This window comes from Sulfitobacter sp. PR48 (assembly GCF_028807335.1).
Taxonomy (GTDB): domain Bacteria; phylum Pseudomonadota; class Alphaproteobacteria; order Rhodobacterales; family Rhodobacteraceae; genus Sulfitobacter.
In genome coordinates, this window is record NZ_JARAMM010000025.1 from 16892 (window position 1) to 32750 (window position 15859).

The window sequence follows — 15859 nt, forward strand, 5'->3', positions numbered from 1 at the left end:
AACGGGATACAGGACGGACGTCCCAGACAGAAACACCGGCGCTGATGCCGTAGCGCCTGATCCTATAGCAGAGTGGCGTCCCCAGACGCGGCACGATGCCACCAACGCAAAACCATTCATGCTGTTTGTCATGATCCCAGCAGGCAGCAAAGATTTTGTCCGCGGACAGCCTGTTCCGGGTAGACCTGCCTCGTCCGGTCTGCGCTACCGTCTGCCCAACCTGCTCAGCCGTGCCAGTTGCGCAAGCATGCGGGCACCGGTGCCGGATGAGTTGTCTGAAGGTGCAGCCGGTGCGCCACCCGCGGCATTAGGGCGGGTCGGGAGCGCCTGAACGCCGAGAAACTGCCTGGCCCGAAGCGCGGCATATTCGGCACCAGTCGCGCCTCCGATGGCGTATCGGTTGTAAACCTGCTGGCTGCCTGCCAGGCCCCGGGCGAAGGCGTAGCTTCCGCCAAAGCCTGCCGAGAGCGCAGGCATCATGATGTTTCCGGAGACCGATCGGACGATAAACGGGGTGGCGATGATGAACCCCTTGGCCATGAGGACCATCATGAAGAAAGGCAGGAGGGCGCCGATGTTCGAAGCCCCCTCCGGATCACCAAGTTCGGCGAGCAATGCGCGCGAGACTCCGGTGATGGTCGCGAAAACGCCGGCGATGACGATGGGGTAGATCGCGAAGGAGATCAGCGCCGAGAGCCAGCGTGCGAAATAATCCTTGGTCACCTCGAAGAGGGTCAGGAAGATCATCACCGGAGCGATCCCGATCAAAAGCGTGATCATGAGCCTGGAGGCGACAACGATGAAGGCCGCCAGCCCTCCGAGGATCGAGAGCAGGAGAACGCCGAGCGTGTCGAGAAGCGCGCCAGCCATCCAGTTCAACTCGGACCCCGCAGCGTTCAAGTAATCCCCAAGCGCGGCTATCAGCTGATCGAACTCTTCGGCGAAGGTCCCTGACGGTCCTGGCGTCCCGCCGCCGACCGACGCGACCAGCGATCCTGCGATGCTGTCTATTCCGTTCAGGATGGCGGATGCGAGTGCGTTGAACTGGATCCAGTTGGTCGCGAATATGCCAATCAAGCCGATCTTCACGGCGAGCCAGAAGGCGGTCCGGCCGTCCATGGACCGGTATTGGTAGATCATGTTGAGACAGATGAGGATGACCACGAGCGTCGTTCCGAGGACCAGCATCGTTCCGACCGTGGCGGCCACGGCCCCGAACTGGGTTTCCGCTGCCGAGTCCAGATAGCCTTCGGCGGTTTCCACAAAATACGCGACGACGCTCATGCCCCGCTACCAGTTGCCGGCCGCTTCGCAGATCGGCATGGCCTGCTTTCGGAGATCGTTCGCCTGTCGGCGATAGTCTGACGTCGCCTCGACCACGCTCCAATAGTCAGCTGCGGAATAGCGATCAAAATAGACCGCTTCGGCGGCCTCCCAAGACGGATACCGGGTGACGCATGTGCAGCTCTGCGCGTCGACGATGCGTTCCATGCTCTGAAACCGGTAGATTTGCTGGACCAAGAGCCGTTTGTGGGCATCGCGCGCTTCGGTGTTCCGCATCCACTCCGGCTCGGGCGGCAGATCGGGGCAGACATCGGGTTGATTATTGAGCGTCGGGACCAAGTCGCGTTCGGCCGATGCAATGGTGCCCGTCAAAAGAAGAAATAGGCAGACGAGAGAGGTCGTGCGTTTCATGTCACCGACTCCGCCGGTCGGTCCATGACCTCGCGTTTGAGGAACGCGGTATAGCCATAATCGCCCGCCTCGGCGGAGATCACCTCCCAGCCTTCGGCACCTCGCTCGTTCAGGGCGCGCCGCATCTCTTCATAGTCCTTCTGCTTCTTCACCTTGCAGAACAGGATGTCGTATTCAAACTTCTTCATGGGTCATGCCTCCGCTGAGATCGGTTCCGGGGAGATAGAATTCGGTGATGCCGCGGGCACCGTCTTCACGGCCCGCCTGGATGATCACGTCGATCGAGCTTTCGATGTATTGGACCATGTCTTGATAGGTCATCGGGATCTCGGTCTTGAGCGCGGCGATGGCGAGACGCTGGACGGCGAGCTGCGGGGTTTCGGCATGGAGGGTTGTCATCGAACCGCCATGGCCGGTGTTGATCGCCTCGAGGAAAGTCATGGCCTCCTTACCGCGGACTTCGCCGAGAATGATCCGGTCGGGCCTCATGCGCAGCGTCGTGGTCAGAAGCACATCGGCGGATTGAAACTCCGCATCGCGGTTGGCGATCAGGGTCACCGCGTTCGGCTGGGCCGGGAGCAACTCTGCGGCTTCCTCGATGGTGACGATCCGTTCCTCATCGGGAACGTAGGAAAGGATTTTCCGAGCCGCGACGGTTTTGCCCGTCGAGGTGCCGCCGGAGACGATCATGTTGAGCTTGTTCTCGACGCAGAAGCGGATGGCGGCGTAGATGTCACCGGAGGCGACGACCTCGCGCAGCGCGCGGTTTTTCTCCTGGCGCAGTTCCTCGAGCTTGCGTTCTTCGCCGTAGAGGAAGTGGAGTTCGATCTTGTCGAGGGGCAGGCTCGAGAAGAAGCGGAGCGAGATCGACATGCCCGCGAGCACCGCGGGCGGGGTTACGACCTGGGCGCGGATGGGGCGGTCGCGATAGGTGATCGAGACCGAGACGATGGGCTTGTCCTTGCTCATCGTCGTGTTGGCTGAGGAGGCGATCTGGTTGCCGAGATCACGCACCTCCGTGACCGTCAGGCGCTGATCCAGTGCCCGCATGAAGTGGTCCCCCTGGAACTCACCCCAGCAAGAGCCATCCGGGTTGATACATATCTCGATGACGTCATCGCGGGCGGCGTCCTTCAGCTTATCGAGCGAGGTCTGGAGATAGGAGAGCGTCATCTCAGAACATCTCCAGATCGCGATCGACCATGACGGTGACGCGTGCGCCCTGGTCGACATAGATGACTGGGCCGATGGAGAGATATTCGCTGATCACACTGTCGGTGGCGTCGGCCAGGTCATCGCCCACATCTTCAAGTACGTCCGCGGTGGTCTCATCCTCGACCTGGGCGGCGGCCACACTCGGGGCGGCCGAAATGATCGAAATCAGCGCGGCGGAACCGAACCGCTCATCAAAGCGGGTATCGACGAAGCCGGTGACACCCGAACGGCCCAACGCGTCTCCCCCAAAGGAGCTTATCTGGACGGTCTGGTTGTTTGGCAGGACGATCCGGTCCCAGGCGATGGTGACGCGCTTCTGGGCGATCTCGATGCCGGAACGGTAGCGCCCGATCAGGCGTGAGCCGCGCGGGATCAGGAGCCGTGAGCCGTCATAGCTGAAGACGTCTTCGGAGATGATGGCACGGGTCTGGCCGGGGAGGGAGCTGTCGAGTGCGGTCTCCATCACGGCCTGGATCATCGTGCCCTGAATGACCGTGTTCGAGGGATTTGCGATGACTTCGGCTTGTGTGATGGCGCTCGGCAACGCGCCGTTCAGCACGAAATCCGTCACTTCGCCGAAGGTGCGTTCGGTAAGTTCTGTCTCGCCCGCATTGGCGCCGCCCGTTCCGCCGAAGGCGATGACGGGGGAGGAAATCCGCCGTTCCTGGAAAGCACGCTCCTCCTCGGCCCGGCGTTGCAGTTCGGCCAGCCGCCGCGCTTCTTCCTCGCGCCGCAGCCGCTCCTCTTCGCGGGCGCGCAACTCTTCGTCGGTGGGGCCGAGCGGTGCGGGTGCCGGCTTGTTGGCCTCCAGCCGCGCGAGGTCCAGGTCCATACGCAGCTGTTGCAGCTCCCGATCTCGCTTGGTGAGTTCGGCCTGGAATTGTTCCTGAGCAGTCTCGGAGGCGTCCTGTAGGGCGGCGATCCGTGCGGTCAGCGCATCGATCGCCTCCGCTGCCGCGCTGTCCGCCTCGACGTCGGTGTCCGGCGCGTCGCGCAGCTCCTCGATCTGGGCCTGGAGTGCGGCGATCTGCGCCAGAAGTTCGGCGTTGGGTTCCGGGTCGACGAGAACGATTTCGGGTTCCGGGGCGGGCGGCGGCACGAAGGGTTCGATCTCTCCGAACCCGTCACCCTCGGTTTGGAACTCGTCCGGGGTGGCCGTCGGCAGGGCGACCTCTTCCCCCGGACCCGAAAACAGCAAGAGGACCAAGCCGCCCGCCAGGATGAGCCCTGCGAGGAGGAGGGCGAGGAGCGGTGAGCGGCGTTTCGGGGCGGGTCCGTGGCGCGGGTTGCCCCGTTCGAGTGCGGCGAGGCGCTGTTCGAGATCGGTGTTCTTGTCACTCATGAGGCGGCCTCCGCGGGCGGGGTCGCCTCGATACAGACTACGTCCTCGCCCAGACGCAGCACCCATTGGCGCCCCACGCCCGAGACACGGATCACACCGTCTTCGACCGCGCCCGTGTTCACCGTGCGCTCGCGCCCGTTCGTGTACCGGAAGATCGCCGGAACGGGTGCGTTCCGTGGGAAGGAGAAATAGGTGAAGGTGCCGTCGTCCCAGACTCGGGTCGGCGTGAATTCCGTCCGTGCGCTGGCCCCGTAATTGGTGTTCGGTGCGGCGCGCGCGATGGCGTTGGAAGGGCGGCGATTGTCCTCGGGGTAGCGGAACTGCACGACATAAAAGGTCGGGCTCGAGACCTCGTTCACGTTGAAATAATAGCTCCGTCTGTTGGTATAGACGGTCACGTTGGTGTGGACGCCGCGCGCGACGGGTTTAATCGCAAAGGCCCGCCCGCCGGGCACACCGTCGATCTCAAATCCTTCCGTGTCGCCGGCGATGATTGAGCGGATGCTCTCGCCTGTCCCGAACTCGATGGTCGTGACATGGGTCAGGGAAACGTTCAGCCTGTAGACCTGGCCTTCCTGGTAGGACGCGACCCGTACGCGGTGGTCGTTGGGTCCCCCGCGCGGAATGGATTCTGCGGTGGCAAGGGTAGGGAGAAGTGCGAAATAGAAGGCGGCAACGAGAAACGCCTGTGCGTTTCTGGAATTTATTGTGTTGCCAATACCCTGCCGCGCTTCGCGCTCTCGGGACATTGGCAACAAGCTTTTTGAGAATGTATTCCAGAAACGCACTTACTGGTTCTCCAATCTGTCCGAGCGGATCGCATATTCGACGACGGTGAAGCCAAACGGGTTGGTCCAAACCTGGTCGATGGAGCGGCTCTCCTCGGGGCGGAACTCGAAGAGGAGCGTCGCGGTGAAGAGACCCGCCTGAACCCCTTGGATCGAGGTCAGGCGCTTGCGGAGCCGCACCGTGGCCCGGTTGTTTCCGATCAGGTTGATGCTGAGGATCTCGACGTCCAGGCGGGCGTTGGGTCCATAGACGGTCGGGGGATAGTCGGCATTGGCCGAGTTCCAGATCTGGCGCAGTGAGGCCCCTGCTGCACGGTCCGAACGGCGCAACACGCTGCGGATGCGCACGTCATTGTCGAGCTGGTTGTAAACCTCGCGGTCGGTCACGTAGCGGAAGACCTCCGCCTCGATAATGGCGCGGTTCTCGGTGACGGTGGTGGCCCCGACGGTGGCTTCGGGGAGGGCGAAGCCGGTCGCGGGGTCGTAGGGCACCACCACAGGGGGCGGATCGACATCGAGGATGGCCACGGCGGCCGCGCTGAGGCAGCCCAGGATACCAAAGCCAAGGCCGAAGAGCCCCAGACGCTGCCAGAGCCGTTCCCGTCTCAGTGCGCCGTAGACCAGTTCCTCCTCGATGATGGCTGTTTCTTCTTCCAATGCCCTTCGCCTTTAGTCTGCGCTCAACTCGGGGAGCGTGAACTCCATGAAGCGTTGTTCCTCGGCGATGGTGGCGGCATCGATCACGCCGCCGGTGCCATCACCCACCGTTTGGATCGCCTCGAGTTGCCACATGGCCACGAGCGCGATGGCAAGCTCTGCCGTCACCCGCGTGTTGAGATCGACGCTCTCCTTGAGCTCATCCATGTCGTCGATGAGCCCGACGAGCCGGTCGACGCGTTCGAGCGACTGCCCCGCATCCTCATAGCTGTTCTGGGCGGCGGCCGAGACCAGCGCGCCGGTCGTGGCCTGTGTCGCCACGCGCTCGGCACCGGGATTACCACTGCGGGCCATTTCCGAGAGCGTGTCCTCGTCGAAACCAAGATCGGCCAGCACTCTATCCATCTGGGTTTCGATCTCGCCGGCACCGGATCCGGTCAGCCCGGAGAAATCCCCCGTCTTGATCGCCTCAATTGTGGCGATGATGTCGCCGAACTCCTGGTCCAGGAGACCGTTCAGTTCGTCTTCCATCTGTGTCCGGATGATCTCGGGCAGCTCTGCCAGACGCGTCAACGCCTCATACGTTCGTTGTAGCTCGGCGAGCTGCTCCGTGAGCGTGGCAAGCTGTTCGCGGAGCTGCACGAGTTGCTCGTTTTGCAGGATCTCGTCCTCGATCATCTGTCGGAGCTGCTGGATGTTTTGGGCGATGTTCTGGGTGTCCACGACCGGCACGCCCTGGGCCAGGACGGGGGCGCTGGTCACGAAAGGCGAGCAAAGCGCCAAGATGCTGGCCAGGGTCAACTTGCGAAGTGGTGCTGAAATGAACATTCTGCGGGGCATCAATCCAGGTCCTCCAATGTGAACTCCATGAATTCGTTCTCGGCCATGCGGGCCGCGGCCTGGGCCAGTTGGGCGGCACTGAGCGGTCGGGTCCGGGCGGCTTTCAGGCGAATGCGCGCGGCCATCAGCCGGACCAGTTCGGCGCGGGCATAGGTGTTGAGCGCCATGCTCTCCTGGATGTCCTGGGTCGCGCCGATCCGGGTGACGATGTCCTGGACGCGCAGGGCGGCCTGCCGGATGGCGGCGGGGGAATTGCTGCCGTAGAAGGCGGCGCCAAACCCGCTGAGCGAGAGATTGGCATTGGCAAGAAGCGCGGGGTCGATCGTGCCGAGAGCCTCGATGCCGCCGATCCGGGCAAGGTAGAGATTGTAGCGTTCGGGGATGACCGTGACGTAATGCTGGGTCTCCTTGAAGGGCGGTACGCCGCCATATTCGAACACACGGCCAGGCCCGGCGTTATAGGCCGCGAGCGCGTTGACGACGTTGCCGTCGAAGGTGTTGAGCTGGGCCGCGAGGTAGCGCGCGCCGCCTTCGACCTGCAGGTAGGGGCTGTCATAATATTCCGGGTTGATCCCGAGATCGCTCGCGGTGCCCGGCATGATCTGGGTGAGGCCGAAGGCGCCCACGGGCGAGCGTGCGCCGATGGAGAAGCGGCTCTCCTGCCAGATGAGCGCCTGCAGGAGGGCGCGCCATTGCACGACGGAAAGACCGGCCCGCCCGACCCCGGGCCGCCCGTGGGTCTCCTGGGCGACCCGGATGATCAGCTGCTCGATGTTTTCTGCCGCATCCCCGAACATTCCCGCGCCGCCCGGATTGGGATCGACATCGCCCGAGCCGTAGACAGCCGCTGCGGACCGGTCCGGATCGCCGCCGCCCTCGAGATCGGCGACCATGCCCGGCAGTCCCTGGCCGCCGAAGCTCGTCTGCGCGTCGAGGATCGCGCGCAGCGTGGCGAGCTGTTCCCGTTCGATCTCGGTTAGCAACTCTTCGACGGTGAGTTTCTCACGTTGGACGGCGAGGTCGGCGTCCCGGTCGCCCGTCTCGACGATATCGCGGGCCGTTAGCCCGGAATCGTTGGTGGGAACGCCCTGGGCGAGCGCAGCTGCCGGCAGGAGAGCCGCCAAGAGGATATGTGCGACCCTAGACCTCAACGCCGTCTTCCGGGTTTCCGATGGGTGTGAAGATGCAATCCGGCTCGGCGCGGTCGAGCGAGGCGCGGAAGGCGAAACAGTTGGCCTTGGGTTCGCGATATTCGGCGCAGGAAGAGAGAACGCCGAGTGCGGCGAGGAGGATGAGGGGTCGGATCATGAGAGCCTCCAGAAATCGGGACGGTCGCGGTAGTCGGGGCCGACGAGGGCTTCGCCCTTCTCCATGCCGCCGAGGATGGTGAGGAGAGGACCGAGGGCGGAGAGGTCGGCATCGACCACCACGGAGCCGCTGTCGTCGCGGATGAGGGCGAGACGGCTGTCGCTGCCGGTGTTCAAGAGCACGTCGAGCTCCTTCTCGAAGAGGTTCAGCATCGCGTAGTCCGATGCGTGGGCGCGGATGTTCGGGAGCAGGATCTGGGTTGGCACCGCCTCGACGATGGTCTTGCCGGTGCGCGTGCGCTCTAACTGGCTTGCGTATTGTGTCATCATTACCGCGACCGTGTTCTGTTTCCGGGCGGTCACCAGCCAGTTCGAGAGCCGTTCGGCAAAGTATGGGTTGTCGAGCGCTTTCCAGGCCTCGTCGATCACGATGATGGTGGGACGGCGGTCCTCGATCTCCCGCTCGATCCGGCGGAAGAGATAGGAGAGCACCGCCATGCGCTCCTTTTCGCTCTCGCTGTCGAGAATGCCGGTCAGGTCAAACCCCACGACATCGCCGTCAAGCGAGAAGGTGTCCTCGAGGCTCTGGCCGAAGATCCAGCCGAAGCGGCCGTCCTCAGTCCATTCGAGAAGGCGTTGGTGCAGGTCGCCATTGTCGTCGGTCGAGACAAAGAGCGAGGCGAAGTCCTTCCAGTTCCGCAAGGCCGGGTTGGTGGCTGTGGCGTTCTGGCGGACCACCTCCTGGATGCGGTTGGTCTGGGCCGGGGTCAGGGGCTTGTCCGGGCGATAGAGGAGCGAGGCGAGCCAATCCGAGAGCCAGGCCGTGCCGCGCTCATCGATCTCGGTCCAGAGCGGGTTGAGGCCGGTCGCCTGTCCCGCCTTGATCGAGGCATAGCGCCCGCCATTGGCGCGGACGGCCATCTCCATGCCGAGCCGGTAGTCGAAGACGAAGATGCGCGCACCGACCCGCCGTGCTTGTGTCATCAGAAAGGCCGAGAGGACGGATTTGCCTGAACCGGGACGGCCCAGGATCAGGGTGTGGCCGCTGGTGGGTTCTTTCTCGGGCGAGCCTTGCTCGTGGTAGGAGAAACGATAGGCGCTCTGTTCCGGCGTCGGAAAGAGTGTGATCTCCTGGCCCCAGGGCAGCTGGTGTTTCTCCTTGCCGAGTTGTGTCCGGTGCAGCGCCGCGAAATCCGCGAAGTTGCGGTTGGTGACGGCGCTGGCGCGGACGCGTTTCGGCTGGTTGCCCGGATGCTGGCTGAAGTAGTGCGATTTCGCGGCCATCCGCTCGCCAATCATCTTCACGCCCTCGGCGGCCGCGGTGTTCACGATCTCGGCCCCGAGGGTTTGCAACTCCTCGAGGCTGTCGCAGAAGACGGTCACCACCATGTGGTGCTCACCGAAGCTCTGGCGTTTGGCCTCAAGATCATCATGCGCGATGTCGAGTGCCTCTAGGAGCGAGAGGGCGGCGTCTTGCGAGGCCTGCATCTGGCGTTTCTGGCGTTTGATCCGGCCCGCCATCAGGTTCGAATTGATCGGCGTGAAGGAATGGGTGACGATCATGTCGACCGGCAGGTTCAGCATGTCGAACATGGTGCAGGTCGTGCCCTCGGCATATTCTCCGATGGTGAAGCTTTTTCCGAAGCGGTGGCCGACAACGCCACCCGAAAGCTCGAAGTGATCCTCGAGAAACGTCACGCGAGTATTGGCAACGTTGTAGGCCAGAAACCCGTAGCGGTTTGCGGGATAGAGCGGCAGTTCGCGGCCGGTGTTGAGCGCGCCGAGGAACCCGACCAACTCGCCGGAGGCTGCTGAGAGAATGCGGGGTTTGAGTTCCGCCAGGCCGGAGGTGAAAACCCCGACTGCCTCTTTAAGCCGCCGGACCCGTTTCGCGGTCTCCTCCTTAAAACGTTCCGGTGCGGAACGGTTCACGAAGCCGAGGAAGCTTCTGGGCGGTGGGCGCTGGATGATTGTGAGTGTGAGGGTCTTGTCCCGGAGACCTGCCGAGGCCAGCTTTGCGCGCCAGGCATCATCCACCGCCGCCGCGAAGCCGTCCCCCTTGACCGGGAGCAGGTCCGGGGTGATCGACTTCGAGACCTTGTGCACGTAGTAGCTGAACTCGGGTCCCAGCTGCGCGATAATCCGGGCAAAGAGCGCCGTCACCTTGTCGAGATAGGCATCGTCCGTCGTGTAGCTGTTGACCCCGCTGAGACGAATGCATTGGAAGAGTTCGTTGACCCGGGTGCGGACTGTCTGATCATCGACGAGGCTGACATAGGGCAGCATATGCGCGAGGCGTTTCTCGCGGGCATACCAGTCCGGCATGAGGGTGCGTTCATCGACGGTCTCGTCCAGGGCTTCACTATGGCGCATAGCTATCGCCCCCGTGGATGGACCGGTTCCGCGTCGGCGGCGTCTCCTGCAACACCGTCATCATCACGTCGATGAAACGCGGGTCCCAGTCAGCCGCTTTCCAGAGAACCGGATAGAGCACCGCCGCGATGCCCAGGACAACCAGGTGCTGCACCCAGACAAAGAGCAGCACAGAGCCGAAGAGCCAGACCATGGCATACATGATCGGCAGGCCGAGGAGCTTCGGCGGGCGCACAAGGCCCAGAAAGAGCGGCGATCGTTCGGCCACGAGAACCCCCGGTTACGACCCGAAGACGGCGGCAACGATGGTCGGCGCGGCCGCAACACCCGCGATGCCCACCAGCACCCAGAGGGCTTGGCGCAGATCGATGATGTTGAAGAACCAGCTGAGGAATACGCCGAGGACCGCGAGGGTGGCGATGACGACTCCAAGCGGTCCGGTCAGCGCGTCCACGATGCCCTGAAGCAAGCTCTGAATCGGTGAGAGGTCGATGCTCTGGGCCAGGGCCGGTTCTGCCGCAACGATGAGGAAAGCGGCAAGGGTGATCAGGGATTTCGTCAATGGCTTCATGGGGACGCTCCTTCCAGCCGGTTGAAGACGGCCAGCACCCGCTGGACGTGGTTTTGGGTTTCTCGAAACGGGGGTATGCCGGAATGATCGCGCACGGCGTCGGGCCCGGCATTGTAGGCGGCGAGCGCAAGACGAGCATCGCCGAACTCCGTCAACATCAGGGCGAGGTAGCGCGCGGAGCCATCGAGGTTCTGCCGCCAGTTGTTGGGATCAACGCCAAGCGCACGGGCGGTGTCAGGCATCAACTGCCCGAGACCGACCGCCCCGGCATGGGAGACGGCGTTCGGATTGTACGCACTCTCGATCTCTATGTTGGCGCGATAGAGGTGGAGCCAGTCCGTGACGGTGATATCCGCCGCACGGAGCCCAGGGTGGCTCGCGTAGCGCAGTCCGGTCTCCTCGATCGCGGCGAGGATATCCGGGCGTGGTGTGAGCGCGCGAGGGGCCAAGGCCGCGTTGCGCACCCCTTCACGTCCTTCAGCGCGGCTTTCTTCGCCCAAGATGCGCAACTCGTCTGAGGTCGAGCCAACGCCGACCCCGTCATTGTAGTTGCGCGCGAACCGTTCCTGGGCGCGCGACGGCGAAAGAGAGCCGTCCCCCGCCATCACCAGGACCATGTCTGCCGATGCCGGGAAGCCCAGGGAGGAAAAGAAAAGGACGCTAAGCCCGGCTGGCAGCCATCTCTTCGCTGGAGAGCTTGTGAACCGTCCGCTTGCCCTCTTCCAAGGGCACGTCGGCGTGTGAGAAACCGATTCCTTGCAGGAAGGAGATGACCCCGGTGACGGTCTTGATTTCTCGGATCTTGATGTCGTTGCGTGAGGTCCGGGTCCTGGCCGTGACCAGAAGTTTCTCGATCCCGTCGTCGCTGACAGCGCGCATGATCCAGACCCCATGCCAGTTGGGGCCTTTCTTGAAGGCGTCTTCCTTGCAGACAACTTCGACGCGATAGCCGCTGGCGACCAGATCGCGGAATCTGGGTTCGGTGACCACATTCGGGGCTTCTTTTTCTAGGTCCATCACCCGGATCACGTTCTCCAATAGGGCGAATGACCAGGCTTCAGGTGTTGAAGCCAAGTCATACGATGATATAGTATTGACGCACAAGATAAACTTTTGATGCGACAAGCGGATTCTTGCTCAATTAACGAATAGACGGTTCCCATGCATTTGATCAAGAAAATAAGGGGTTTATACGCCTTCAGGTTGTGCGTGTCGATCATGGCACAAGCTATACTTCTGGTCGCGTGCCTGGCAGGCGAAGTCTCCGCCGCGTCCTGTTTGCCGCCGCCCAGGCCCTTCGTGCCGAGCGATTCCGAAGCCGCGCGGGACTATGCTGATCTCATCCGCAGCGACTTTGAAGTCTACATCCGGGACATCCAGAGCTACTTTCGGTGCTTGGAGGAGGAGCGTGTCCGGGCGTTCGAAGAGGCGCGCGAGGTAAGCCAGGACTACGGGCGCTTCCTGGAATTGATGGGCGAGTGATGTGACCGCGATCTTTCCAAAGGGGCGTCGTCTTGTGACATCCGGCCGTATCGGCGGCGTGCAATTCGGAGTCTCTACCATCATGTAAATACCCATTATCCACTTTTTAGATAATCTATAAAGTAGATTAGCCCTGTCACAAGAGGTTTGTGACACGTGGCGAAAACGATCAGGAGTTCGGGACATGAGGCACTTCGCGACGCTTTGATTGCGGCGCGGAAGGTGGCTGGCTTAACGCAGGCGGAGCTCGCTTTGCGTCTGAGATGTCACCAGTCTTTTGTCGCTCGTCTGGAGAGCGGAGAGCGTAGGGTCGATGTGGTTGAGTTGATCGTACTCGCGCGTGCTCTGCAGATCGATGCGGGCACGCTTCTGACGGCGGCCGAGGCGGCGACGGAACTTGATCACCGGATTTAGGACGAGGCGATGGGCAGGTCGCCTCGGGTGGTATGACGAGATTAAGCTCCGCTGGGGCCGAAGGGCAATGATAACAACGGATTGTTATGGGACGCTTCGATGCACGGTCTCTGGTGCAGGTTTGGGGAAGAGGAAAACGTCTTAGTAGTTCACCTGCTCGAACCCGTAATTGCCCTCGTAGTCTCGCCAGTCGACGAAGACCGAGCGGTGATAGATGGAAGGACAATGATCGCCCCAACGTTCCAAGCCGACATGGGCCTCGGGCAACGCCGCAACTGACGAACGAGACCAGGAAAAATCGCCCTGGACTCCATAGGTTCCGAGCAGGACGGTATCGGCCCGATTGCAACCGCTGTCTCGGGACTCGTGTTGGCGCGCGTAGCGCACATCGTAGACTCGGATCGACCGGACGAAGTTGAACTCCGGTCCACTCATGTCGATGTCGGCGCGGTCCTGGATTAGATGTAATGCGAACCCGTCAGGATGGGGTAGGGGGTCGACACCTTTCGACCGCAGGACGGCGGGCAAGAGGGCGCCAGCGTTCTCGGGATCAGATTCTGCGAGGCTCTGGGGCAGGGGAGAAGCGTTGGAGAAGAGGATGTCAAAGACACGCGGAGTGCGACCGGGATCGTCTACAGGTTCGAAGGAGGCCCCCATGGGACAGCGCCAAATCTGCAATGGAGGCTCGACAGGCCAGGGCGTAATCCGGCGGATGAACTCTATACGCGCCCTCGTGCAGGGTTCTGACGCTGGCCAGCCGCCGGAGAGGCAGAGCAGGATGGCGCAATCTATCGGGTAGGTCTGAGCCGACGCTTTGGTCGAGCCGCCGAAGAGGGAAGCCGTGCTCACAATCGATGCGAAGATGAAATGACGAAGAAAACTGCGCATTAGGAGGATCTCAGTCGGCTGATATGCGTATGTTATGTTCGTCAATAGTATACTATTGTAAGAATGTCAATGTCGCGGAATTTGTTTCTGGCCGTTTCAGGTTTAGGGCAGGTCCGGTGAGATCGATCGCCCGCGTGATAACCTTTCAAGGAGATCTGTGACTGCATCGTTGGCTACTGCCTTCGCGGCAGTGAGCATGTCCGTGCTCAGAGGTGGATCGATTTGATCAACCGCGCGCTCGAGGCCGAGCCATAGTATGGACAGCTCTGATGTGTTCCATTGATAGACCCAGCCAACAGTTTGGCCTTCGGGGCTGCGGATGAGTCGAGCGACCGGAGCCGCTTCTTCCTTGTCAATACTCACTGGTTCTTGATCGCCTTCACTTTGTACAATTTGTCTGTCGGGTGGGCCGCCGCGTTTGTTTGGCAGTTCAGGGCAAACTCAATCCCATTCCGGTGAAAGAGGCGGCACCGACAGAGCCGATGCCGCCAAGGTTTCGCCCACAGGGAGGTGGTAGAGGGCGAAAATCAATGATATCAATACATTGCAAGAATTCGCATAATCCGTCTTATGCTAATTATATCTTAGTCCTTCAGAGCTTGCTGGTCAGTTCCGGCACGGCCTCGAAGAGGTCGGCGACGAGGCCGAAGTCGGCGATCTGGAAGATCGGGGCGTCTTCGTCCTTGTTGATTGCGACGATGATCTTGGAGTCCTTCATGCCGGCGAGGTGCTGGATCGCGCCCGAGATGCCCACGGCGACATAGAGGTCCGGTGCCACGACCTTGCCGGTCTGGCCGACCTGCCAGTCGTTCGGAGCAAAGCCCGAATCCACAGCCGCGCGTGAGGCGCCGACAGCGGCGCCGAGTTTGTCGGCGAGGGCTTCGATCAGCGTAAAATCCTCTTCCGAGCCGACGCCGCGGCCGCCGGAGACGACGATGCCGGCCGAAGTCAGCTCGGGGCGGTCGGAGGCGGCGACCTTGTCCTCGACCCAGGACGAGAGCTCCGAGGCGGCGCCGTCGATGGTTTCGACCGGAGCCGAGTTGCCGGTGCCAGCGGCCTCGAAGGTCGAGGTGCGGAAGGAGATGACCTTCTTGGCATCCTTGGACTTCATAGTCTGGATCGCGTTGCCAGCATAGACCGGGCGTTCGAAGGTATCGGTGTCGACAACGCCCGACACGTCCGAGATCACCATCACTTCCAGTAGGGCCGCAACACGCGGCATGATGTTTTTGGCGTCTAGCGTGGCGGGGGCAACGATATGGTCATAGCTCCCCGCCAGCGATACGATCTGCGCCGCCGCCGGTTCGGCCAGACGATGACTAAGGGAGGCATCCTCGGCCACCAGGACCTTGGACACACCGTCGGTTTTGGCCGCCGCATCGCCCGCCGCCGCGGCGGAGGCCCCCGCGCACAGCACCGTCACATCGCCAAGCGCCTTGGCCGCGGTCACCGCCTTGGCGGTTGCATCCACGCTGAGTTCGCCATTGTTCACTTCGGCCAGAAGAAGAACAGCCATTACACGACCCGCCTTTCCTTGAGTTTCGCCACCAGTTCGTCAACCGAGCCCACCATCTCACTGGCCTGGCGTTTCGCCGGCTCGGTGGTCGTGATGACCGTCAGGCGCGGGGTGACATCGACGCCGTAATCGGCAGCGGTCTTCTCCTCCAGCGGCTTGTTCTTGGCCTTCATGATGTTGGGCAGGCTAGCATAGCGTGGCTCGTTCAGGCGCAAATCGGCGGTAACGATCGCCGGCAGCTTGACCTTGATCGTCTGCAACCCACCATCAATCTCCCACGTTACGGTCACGCTGTCGCCGTCGATCCCGACTTCGCTGGCAAAGGTCGCCTGCGACCAGCCCAGCAGGGCGGCCAGCATCTGACCGGTGGCATTCATGTCGTTATCGATCGCCTGTTTGCCGACAATCACCAGCCCGGGCTGTTCCGCGTCGATCACACCCTTCAGGATCTTGGCCACGGCCAGCGGTTCGATATCGGTATGAGGCTCATCGGCCGCGACCACTAGGATCGCCCGGTCGGCGCCCATGGCCAGACCCGTGCGCAGCGTCTCCTGCGCCTGTTTCACGCCGATCGACACGACGATCACCTCGTCCGCCTTGCCCGATTCCTTTAGCCGGATCGCTTCCTCGACCGCGATCTCGTCAAACGGGTTCATCGACATCTTCACATTCGCAAGATCGACACCGCTTTTGTCCGCCTTCACGCGAATCTTTACGTTGTAGTCGATCACGCTTTTTTACAGGCACAATGATCCGCATATATACCCTTAT

General features: G+C 62.1%; 19 protein-coding genes and 1 pseudogene. 2 read left to right on the top strand and 18 right to left on the bottom strand.

The features are described from left to right. Window positions 1-204 precede the first annotated feature (204 nt). From PVW51_RS22035 to PVW51_RS22105, 15 genes are read right to left on the bottom strand one after another with little or no spacing between them, the layout of a single operon-like run. Window positions 205-1284 (bottom strand): type IV secretion system protein, encoded by a 1080-nt coding sequence (locus PVW51_RS22035; RefSeq protein ID WP_274577558.1) that lies wholly within the window; start codon window positions 1282-1284, stop codon window positions 205-207. 6 nt (window positions 1285-1290) lie between these two features. Then, window positions 1291-1695, bottom strand: a complete 405-nt coding sequence (locus PVW51_RS22040) for a hypothetical protein (protein ID WP_274577560.1) — start codon at window positions 1693-1695, stop codon at window positions 1291-1293. Further along, the gene (locus PVW51_RS22045; protein ID WP_174147567.1) at window positions 1692-1883 is read right to left on the bottom strand and encodes a hypothetical protein; all 192 of its coding nucleotides are present in this window, start codon (window positions 1881-1883) and stop codon (window positions 1692-1694) included. The genes PVW51_RS22040 and PVW51_RS22045 overlap by 4 nt, the downstream gene beginning before the upstream one ends. Beyond that, complete coding sequence (locus PVW51_RS22050) at window positions 1870-2868, bottom strand: ATPase, T2SS/T4P/T4SS family (protein WP_274577568.1); 999 nt, start codon at window positions 2866-2868, stop codon at window positions 1870-1872. Before PVW51_RS22050 ends, PVW51_RS22045 begins: the two co-directional genes overlap by 14 nt. Window position 2869: 1 nt before the next feature. Beyond that, entirely contained in the window at window positions 2870-4252 is a 1383-nt protein-coding gene (locus tag PVW51_RS22055) for a TrbI/VirB10 family protein (RefSeq protein ID WP_274577570.1), read from the bottom strand. Then, window positions 4249-5001, bottom strand: a complete 753-nt coding sequence (locus PVW51_RS22060) for a TrbG/VirB9 family P-type conjugative transfer protein (RefSeq protein ID WP_274577572.1) — start codon at window positions 4999-5001, stop codon at window positions 4249-4251. The genes PVW51_RS22055 and PVW51_RS22060 overlap by 4 nt, the downstream gene beginning before the upstream one ends. Window positions 5002-5040: 39 nt before the next feature. Further along, window positions 5041-5697 (bottom strand): virB8 family protein, encoded by a 657-nt coding sequence (locus PVW51_RS22065; protein WP_274577574.1) that lies wholly within the window; start codon window positions 5695-5697, stop codon window positions 5041-5043. Between the two features lie 12 nt (window positions 5698-5709). Then, window positions 5710-6537: a type IV secretion system protein gene (locus tag PVW51_RS22070; RefSeq protein ID WP_274577577.1), complete on the bottom strand. Its 828-nt coding sequence runs from the start codon at window positions 6535-6537 to the stop codon at window positions 5710-5712. Then, window positions 6537-7661: a lytic transglycosylase domain-containing protein gene (locus PVW51_RS22075; RefSeq protein WP_338019774.1), complete on the bottom strand. Its 1125-nt coding sequence runs from the start codon at window positions 7659-7661 to the stop codon at window positions 6537-6539. Before PVW51_RS22075 ends, PVW51_RS22070 begins: the two co-directional genes overlap by 1 nt. 16 nt (window positions 7662-7677) lie before the next feature. After that, window positions 7678-7845: a hypothetical protein gene (locus PVW51_RS22080; RefSeq protein WP_274577583.1), complete on the bottom strand. Its 168-nt coding sequence runs from the start codon at window positions 7843-7845 to the stop codon at window positions 7678-7680. Beyond that, window positions 7842-10217 carry a type IV secretion system protein B4 gene (locus PVW51_RS22085; RefSeq protein ID WP_274577585.1) on the bottom strand — a complete coding sequence of 792 codons (2376 nt, stop codon included), beginning with the start codon at window positions 10215-10217 and terminating at the stop codon, window positions 7842-7844. Before PVW51_RS22085 ends, PVW51_RS22080 begins: the two co-directional genes overlap by 4 nt. After that, entirely contained in the window at window positions 10207-10485 is a 279-nt protein-coding gene (locus PVW51_RS22090; RefSeq protein WP_274577588.1) for a type IV secretion system protein VirB3, read from the bottom strand. Before PVW51_RS22090 ends, PVW51_RS22085 begins: the two co-directional genes overlap by 11 nt. A 12-nt stretch (window positions 10486-10497) precedes the next feature. Next, on the bottom strand, window positions 10498-10788 hold the full coding sequence (locus tag PVW51_RS22095; RefSeq protein ID WP_274577591.1) for a TrbC/VirB2 family protein: 291 nt from the start codon (window positions 10786-10788) through the stop codon (window positions 10498-10500). Next, entirely contained in the window at window positions 10785-11405 is a 621-nt protein-coding gene (locus tag PVW51_RS22100; RefSeq protein ID WP_274577594.1) for a lytic transglycosylase domain-containing protein, read from the bottom strand. The genes PVW51_RS22095 and PVW51_RS22100 overlap by 4 nt, the downstream gene beginning before the upstream one ends. A 43-nt stretch (window positions 11406-11448) precedes the next feature. Next, window positions 11449-11805, bottom strand: coding sequence for a hypothetical protein (locus PVW51_RS22105; protein ID WP_028093938.1), 357 nt, complete (start codon window positions 11803-11805; stop codon window positions 11449-11451). Between the two features lie 201 nt (window positions 11806-12006). Between PVW51_RS22105 and PVW51_RS22110 the strand changes: the two genes are divergently transcribed. Both PVW51_RS22110 and PVW51_RS22115 read left to right on the top strand, forming a co-directional pair. Next, entirely contained in the window at window positions 12007-12270 is a 264-nt protein-coding gene (locus PVW51_RS22110; protein ID WP_443288640.1) for a hypothetical protein, read from the top strand. Between the two features lie 156 nt (window positions 12271-12426). Then, complete coding sequence (locus PVW51_RS22115; RefSeq protein WP_274577605.1) at window positions 12427-12684, top strand: helix-turn-helix domain-containing protein; 258 nt, start codon at window positions 12427-12429, stop codon at window positions 12682-12684. A 141-nt stretch (window positions 12685-12825) separates the two neighbouring features. On the opposite strand, the gene PVW51_RS22120 is transcribed toward PVW51_RS22115, so the two are convergent. The 3 genes and pseudogenes from PVW51_RS22120 to PVW51_RS22130 form a co-directional block, all read right to left on the bottom strand. Then, a complete protein-coding gene (locus PVW51_RS22120; protein WP_274577609.1) occupies window positions 12826-13572 on the bottom strand; it encodes a hypothetical protein in 747 nt (248 codons plus the stop codon). A gap of 592 nt (window positions 13573-14164) precedes the next feature. Beyond that, entirely contained in the window at window positions 14165-15088 is a 924-nt protein-coding gene (locus PVW51_RS22125; protein WP_274577611.1) for an electron transfer flavoprotein subunit alpha/FixB family protein, read from the bottom strand. Next, window positions 15088-15847: pseudogene (locus tag PVW51_RS22130) on the bottom strand (electron transfer flavoprotein subunit beta/FixA family protein). Before PVW51_RS22130 ends, PVW51_RS22125 begins: the two are co-directional and overlap by 1 nt. Window positions 15848-15859 lie beyond the last annotated feature (12 nt).